Source organism: Bradyrhizobium sp. ORS 375 (assembly GCF_000239775.1).
GTDB lineage: Bacteria > Pseudomonadota > Alphaproteobacteria > Rhizobiales > Xanthobacteraceae > Bradyrhizobium.
Genome location: NZ_CAFI01000445.1, coordinates 1 through 7411, shown reverse-complemented (window position 1 = coordinate 7411; position 7411 = coordinate 1). Strand labels below are relative to the sequence as shown.

The following is a 7411-nucleotide window of genomic DNA, read 5'->3' as shown; positions in this document are numbered from 1 at the left end:
AGCTCACCGTCGCCGGGGTGAGAAAGGGAGCAACTCACAATGACGTCGCCCTTACGCCGCCCGCACCGTACCGAGGAAGCGTCCCACCTCCAGCTTCAGCCGGTTGCTGTCCTGCGACAGCGTCTGCGCGGCCGACAGCACCTGCGTGGAGGCGGAGCCGGTCTCGCTGGCGCCGTGCTGCACGTCGGTGATGTTGGACGACACTTCATGCGTGCCCTGGGCCGCCTGCTGGATGTTGCGCGAGATCTCCTGGGTGGCGGCGCCCTGTTCCTCGACTGCCGCGGCGATGGTCGACGAGATTTCCGCGAGCTTCTCGATCGTGCCGCTGATCTCCCGGATGGCGCCGACCGACTCTTGCGTTGCCGCCTGGATGCCGGCGATCTGCTGGCCGATCTCGCCGGTCGCCTTGGCGGTCTGCTCGGCCAAGGCCTTGACCTCGGTGGCAACCACGGCGAAGCCGCGGCCGGCATCGCCCGCGCGGGCCGCCTCGATGGTGGCGTTGAGCGCCAGCAGGTTGGTCTGGCCGGCGATGGTGTTGATCAGCTCGACGACATCGCCGATCCGCGAAGCCGCCTTGGACAGCTCGCTGACGCGGTCGTTGGTCTTGCGCGCCTGGTCGACGGCCTCGTTCGCGATCCGCGCGGAGTCCTGCACCTGCCGGCTGATCTCGGTCACCGACGAGCTCAGTTCCTCGGTCGCCGAGGCGACCGACTGCACATTGGCGGTCGCCTGCTCGGACGCGGCGGCCACCGTGGTGGTGCGCTGCTGGGTGCGTTCGGCGGTCGACGTCAGCGTCGTGGCCGAGGCTTCGAGCTCGGTCGACGCCGCGGAGACGGTGTTGATGATCTCGCCGACCGCGCTCTCGAAGCTGTTGGCGAGCGCGTGCATGTCGCGCTTGCGCTGCTCGGCGGCGAGCTTCTCGGCCTCGGCCTGCGCGGCGCGCAGCCGCTCGGTCTCGATCGCGTTGTCCTTGAACACCTGCACGGCACCCGCCATCTTGCCGATCTCGTCCTTGCGCTCGGTGCCCGGAATTGGCGCCGCCAGGTCGCCGCCAGCGAGCCGGCGCATCGCCTCGGTCATCGCGGTGATCGGTCGCGACACGCCGGACACGATGAGATAGCCCATCGTGATGCAGAGCAGGGCCGCCAGGGCGATGGTGGCGAAGATCCATGCCCGCGAGGACTGATAGACGGCGGCGCCCTTGTCGGCTTCCTTCTTGCCTTGCTCGACATTGAACGCGAGGTCCTGCTCCAGCGCCTTGCGGACGCCGCTGAAATTGTCCTTCATGCGGCCGAGGAACAAGGCCTGCGCGGCCTCGATCTGGTTCTTGCGCGCAAGCTCGAGCAACTGCTTGCTGTCGTCGAGATAGGCGTTCCAGGACGTCTTGAAGGCGGCGACGATCGCCTTCTCCTGCGCCGTCGTGACCGTCGGATCGTACTGGCGCCAATTCTTGTCGAAGATCTGAAACGCCTCGTTGATGTATTGTTCGTGCTGAGCTCGCTCCGTGGCCGAGGTCACCATCAGCATCTGGCCCTGGCGGCTGCGATATTGCTCCGTCGCCTTGGCGATGGCGCCGAGCCATCCGGTCGCCGGCAGCCAGTTGTCGCGGACCTCGGCCGCGGAGCCGTTGACGGTGGACAGCCGATCGACGGAGAAGCCGCCGAGCCCCATGGCGGTGAGCAGCACGATGCCGAACGCCAGCAGCACCTTGTTGCGAATGGACAGGTTGGAAACGAACGACATCTGCGACTCCAGCTCGCTTAAGTCCCGGAGGATTTGTTGGGGGAATGGCCCGGGGATGGCGCACGCTGCGCGCGTGCACGCTGATGCTCGTCGTTGAGTCACCGTATGGGGCTTGTCGTGATTAGCTGCGCAATTGTTAAAGTTTGCACTAAGATTAGGCAGCAGCGGTCGACGGTAGAACTACGGGGCGCGACGGCGCCGATGTCGGGAACCAACCTTGCGTGATGCAGAGCCTGGTGATCGAGACGCAATGAGGAGCAGGGACTGATGAATCGTTGCTGTCCGCAATCAACATGGCAGATCGGACCTCTCGCCGCATCGGCGGTCCGCTCCCTCTCCCCGTTCTTCACGGGGAGAGGGCTGGGGTGCGGGTGCGGGGCAGCCACGTCCAGTGACGGAAGCTAATTAGCTCACCTCAGCGCGCCTACGACTCACATCATCCGTGCGGCTGCCCCTCACCCCGACTCTCTCCCCGTAAGAACGGGGAGAGGGAGCGCAGTGTCGGCGAGGCGATGGTTCTGCGACGATCTCTGTGCAGGTTCTCTCGATGCGCTTCACGCCGCGCGCACCGTGCCGAGGAACTTCCCCACCTCCAGCTTGAGGCGGTTGCTGTCCTGCGACAGCGACTGGGCGGCGGACAGCACCTGCGACGAGGCGGAGCCGGTTTCGCTGGCGCCGCGCTGCACGTCGGTGATGTTGGACGACACCTCGTGCGTGCCCTGCGCGGCCTGCTGAATGTTGCGTGAGATCTCCTGGGTCGCGGCGCCCTGTTCCTCCACCGCCGCGGCGATGGTGGAGGAAATCTCCGACAGCCGCTCGATGGTGCCGCTGATTTCCTTGATGGCGCCGACCGATTCCTGGGTCGCGCTCTGGATGCCGGAAATCTGCTGCCCGATCTCGCCGGTGGCTTTCGCGGTCTGCTCGGCCAGCGCCTTAACCTCGGAGGCGACCACGGCGAAGCCGCGGCCGGCTTCGCCGGCGCGAGCCGCCTCGATGGTGGCGTTCAGGGCCAGCAGGTTGGTCTGGCCGGCGATGGTGTTGATGAGCTCGACCACGTCACCGATGCGCGCGGCGGCCCGCGACAATTCGCTGACGCGGTCGTTGGTCTTGCGCGCCTGGTCGACGGCCTCGTTGGCCATCCGTGCCGATTCCTGCACCTGCCGGCTGATCTCGGTGACCGACGAGCTCAGCTCCTCGGTCGCGGAGGCGACCGACTGCACGTTGGCGGTGGCCTGCTCGGACGCGGCGGCCACGGTGGTGGTCTGCTGCTGCGTGCGCTCCGCTGTCGAGGTGAGCGTCCTGGCCGAGGCCTCGAGCTCGGTCGAGGCCGAGGAGACGGTCTCGATGATCTGCCCGACGGCGCCCTCGAAACTGTTGGCGAGTTCGTGCATGTCGCGCTTGCGCTGTGCGGCGGCATGCTTCTCGGTTTCGGCCTGCGCGGCGCGCATCCGTTCCGTCTCGATCGCATTGTCCTTGAACACCAGCACGGCGCCGGCCATCGCGCCGATCTCGTCCTTGCGTTCGACGCCGGGAATGTGAGCCGACATGTCGCCGCCAGCGAGCTTGCGCATCGCTTCCGTCATCGCCGCGATCGGGCGCGACACGCCCGCCACGATCAGATAGCCCATCGCGATGCAGAGCAGGGCCGCCAGAGCGATGGTCGCCAGGATCCACATGCGCGAAGACGAATAGACGGCAGCGCCCTTGTCGGCCTCGGCCTTACCCTGCTCGATGTTCCAGTGCAGGTCCTTCTCCAGAGCCTTGCGGACCTCCAAAAATCGGTCGCGCAGCTTGCCCATGTAGAGGCCCGACGCAGCTTCGGTCTGATGTTTGTGCGACAGCTCGTAGAGCGGCTTGCTCTCATTGAGGTAGTTGGACCACGCTGATTTGATCGCGGCAGCCAGAACCTTCTCTTCCGCCGTCGTCACCGTGGGTTCGTAGAGGCTCCACGTCTTCTCAAATTCCGCAAGACTTTCGTCGATCAGCTTCTCTTGCGCGTTCTTGAGTTCATCCGTGGTTGACAGCAGAAGCTGCCCTTGCCGGGCCCGGTATTGTTCGGCCTCCGTGGAGATCGCGCCGAGCCAGCCGGTGGATGGCAGCCAATTGTCGCGGACCTCGGCGGCGAAGCCGTTGACGGTGGACAGACGGTCGATGGCGAAGACGCCCAGTCCCATCGCAGTCATCAGAACGATGCCGAACGCGAGCAGCACCTTGTTGCGAATCGACAGGTTCGAGAACGACGGCATCTTCGCCTCCAGGCTATGACTAAGAATGGCTCACGCGATGCGCCACGAGGGGACGGTGAGCAACGAGCGCACGCTGATCATTGAGAGATCATGAGCGGAGCTAAGCGCATTAAGGTTCCGATGTTTAAATATTGCTCTAATTATAAGCAGAGTGACCGGGCGTAGAACTTCTGCCGTAAAATTACGGAGCGCTCGCGAACCGAGCCGAGCGCAGCGAACCAGCTGATGGAAGAAGGCTACTCGAAACGAACGGCGCGGCGCTGACGCAGATCCCGGATCAGCGCCGCGACTGTCCCAACAACCACCGGACGCCTCGATGACGCGCTGGTCTAACGACCGCGGTGTGCCGGCAGCGGCGTGCAGTCTGGGCGTGGCACGGATGTCGGCGCCGTGTGCAAAGGCCTGAGTTGCCCGACGGGCACGTTCTGCTCGCGGGCGGCGTCGCCAGGGACGTTCGTGCGACGAAAAAGCCGTGCGCCGGCAAGCCGGATTCTGCAGTCGTGTCAGGCTGATTTGGGCTGTCCAGATGCCGTCGCCAAAATATTGGACTTTGCATTTTCCGAACTTTCTGCTTTGCTCTCCGCATCCCGCTTCATTGACGAGGGCGCTTCGCGAACGTCACGATGCGTTGAGGTGGGAAGCGGTGGCCGCAACGAGCGCAGCGTGCTCCATGCATGCCGACGTACGTCTCGTCGCGGACGGTGAAGTCGCAGGGTCCTGGCCTCCCGACGCTGAGGTCAAGTTTCGTAAGGCCTGCCGAAGGGCAGCTTGCGGAATGACGGTGGCAAACGAGCCGGTCGCCGGGGAGACTGCGTATAATCCGTCGACCCATTGCGCGGGGAAGGCCGGGCCTGTCCGGCCGAACCTGTGGTTCTGCCGCGTGCTTTTTTGCTGCACGCGGACCGCAGGCCTCGGTCGAGGCCTGGCCTTCCCTGCACCCTCCGTCGGTTGGAGGGGACGAATTCAGCAACACTCGGACGCAGATGCGCCGCGAGGCCGCGAAGTGGTGTTTGCAGCGGACAACAGACGTTCAGGTCGACTCGAGAGGCGCACATGGACGGGCGCATGTTGGGTGCCGGCGCTCGTGCCACGCAAATGGTGTCGTCCCGGCGAACGCCGGGACCCATAGCCACAGGACGTCGAATGAGGCAGGCCAGCCGCGACATCCGCGCTCACCACGCCCTCCTGTGGTCATGGATCCCGGGTCGCGCTTCGCTTGCCCGGGACGACGGCGGAGTGCGGCGGTTGCTGTCAGGGCTGCTAAGACCTTCGCGCCATCGTGTCATCTGGTCCGGTCATTCGAGATATCTCCGTCATTGCGAGCGCAGCGAAGCAATCCAGGGCCACGCGCGCCGCCCCTGGATTGCTTCGGCGCAAGGGCGCCTCGCAATGACGGAGAAAGATCGAAGCGGCGACGCTGGGCTACCCCACCATCCGCCCGCGTCCCTCCCAGTACCGCGCGCGCAGCACCTTCTTGTCGATCTTGCCGACGCCCGTCACCGGCAGCTCCGCTACGAACTCCACGCGCTTCGGCGCATGCGCCGAGCCCTTGCGCGCCTTCACCAGCTCGATCAGCTCCGTTGCATTCGGCTGCGCGCCGGCGCGCGGCACCACGATCGCGGTGACGGCCTCGCCCCATTTGTCGTCGGGCACGCCGACGACAGCGCACATCGCGACATCGGCATGCTGCGTCAGCACGTCCTCGATCTCGCGGGGGAAGATGTTGAAGCCGCCGGAGACGATCATGTCCTTCTTGCGATCGAGGATGTACATGTAGCCGCGCTCGTCGCGGCGGGCGATGTCGCCGGTGTGCAGCCAGCCGCTCTTCAAGGTCTCGGCGGTGATATCAGGCCGCTTCCAGTATTCCGTCATCACATGCGGCGCGCGCACGCAGATCTCGCCGGCCTCGCCCTGCGGCACCTCCTGGTCATTGTCGTCGAGGATCTTGACCTCGCAGGCTGCGATCGGAAAGCCGCACGACAGGAACAGCTCCGGCTGCTTCGGATCGTGGTCGGCCTTGCGCAGCACCGAGACCGGATAGCATTCGGTCTGGCCGTAGAGCTGCGAGAACACCGGGCCGATCCGCTCGATGCCCTCGACCAGCCGCGTCGGCGACATCGCGGACGCGCCGTAGAGCACGAGCTCGAGCGAGGAGAGATCTGTCTTGGCCAACGCGGGATGGTCGAGCAGCACGTAGATCATGGTCGGCACGAACAGCGTGAAGTTGATGCGCTCGCGCTCGATCGTCTTCAGCACAGCCTCCGGATCGAAGCCCTTGAGCATGTGGACGGTGCCGCCACGCATCAGGGTCGGCAGCACCTTGGTGCCGGCGACGTGGCTGATCGGCGCCACCGTCAGATAGCTGGCGCGCTCCGGGATCTCGAAATCGGCCAGGATCGCGGTGGCGAAGCCGCCATATTCCTGGTGATGGCGCAGCGCGCCCTTGGACTTGCCGGTGGTGCCGCCGGTGTAGTTCAGCGTGGCGATGTCGTCGGGTCTCGCGAAGTTGCGCGCGGTAGCGTGACCGGCCTGCTCGATCGCGGCGAGGAGATCGGCGCCGTAGCCGGCGGGCCCGAGCGTGAACACGTGGCGCAGGCCGTCGGCGCGCGCGGCGAGCTCGCCGCCGCGGTCGCGGAACGCGGCGGCATCGATCACCAGAACCTGCGTTTCCGAATCCGTCAGTTGGAACAGCTGATCGTCCAGCGATCCCAGCGGATGCAGCCAGGTGATGGCGAGGCGGGACAGCTGCGCCGCCATGCCGGCGCACCAGGAGTCGGCGCGGTTCGCGGTGAGGAACGCGACGCGTGTTCCAGGCACGAGGCCAAGCCGCATGAACACGCTCTGCATGCGTCCGATGAGATCGATGGCGCCCTGATAGGACAGCGATCCGCCGGGCCAGCTGAAGGCGGTGCGCTGCGGATGGCGGGACAAGGTGAGCAGCGTCTGCTCGCAGACGACAGGGAACGAGTGCAGTTCACGGCTCATGCTGATCTCCTCCCGAGGTGCCCCGCTGATTGTTGCGTCGCAGAGCTTGATGCGCAGGCTAACAGAAAGCCCCTCGCGCTCAAGCCGCGTCGTTACGCGGGTCGGAACATCGCTGCGCGCGCCGCGTTGCCCGGCCGAACAATCAGGGAGCAAGCCCATGCGCACGTCGACAGCTTTTTTTGCGGGGGCCGGAACAGTCGCCGTTGCCGTCGCCGCCGGGCTCGGGGGTGGGCTGATGATTGCCCAGGGCATGAATCCGAAACCGCCCGTGATGGAATCCACCAAGCTCGAACGGGCGGTGCCGGATACGCCGTCGCCGTCTCCGACCGTCACCTCCTACCTCGCCGCGACGCAGGCGGCCGCGACGGTGCCGGTCAAGGTGGCGCCCGCGGAAACCAGCGCGGCCGCGCCAAGCCCGGCTCCGGCCACGCCGGCCT

General features: G+C 65.9%; 3 protein-coding genes and 1 pseudogene. 1 reads left to right on the top strand and 3 read right to left on the bottom strand.

All coding sequences use genetic code 11. The features are described from left to right. Nucleotides 1-51 precede the first annotated feature (51 nt). The 3 genes from BRAO375_RS29590 to BRAO375_RS29580 form a co-directional block, all read right to left on the bottom strand. Nucleotides 52-1743: a methyl-accepting chemotaxis protein gene (locus BRAO375_RS29590; protein ID WP_009031104.1), complete on the bottom strand. Its 1692-nt coding sequence runs from the start codon at nucleotides 1741-1743 to the stop codon at nucleotides 52-54. 554 nt (nucleotides 1744-2297) lie between these two features. Next, nucleotides 2298-3989 carry a methyl-accepting chemotaxis protein gene (locus BRAO375_RS29585; protein ID WP_009031103.1) on the bottom strand — a complete coding sequence of 564 codons (1692 nt, stop codon included), beginning with the start codon at nucleotides 3987-3989 and terminating at the stop codon, nucleotides 2298-2300. A 1422-nt stretch (nucleotides 3990-5411) separates the two neighbouring features. After that, nucleotides 5412-6974 (bottom strand): AMP-binding protein, encoded by a 1563-nt coding sequence (locus BRAO375_RS29580; RefSeq protein ID WP_035643003.1) that lies wholly within the window; start codon nucleotides 6972-6974, stop codon nucleotides 5412-5414. 157 nt (nucleotides 6975-7131) lie between these two features. Between BRAO375_RS29580 and BRAO375_RS29575 the strand changes: the two are divergent. Next, a pseudogene (locus tag BRAO375_RS29575) lies at nucleotides 7132-7411 on the top strand (hypothetical protein); the annotation flags it as partial.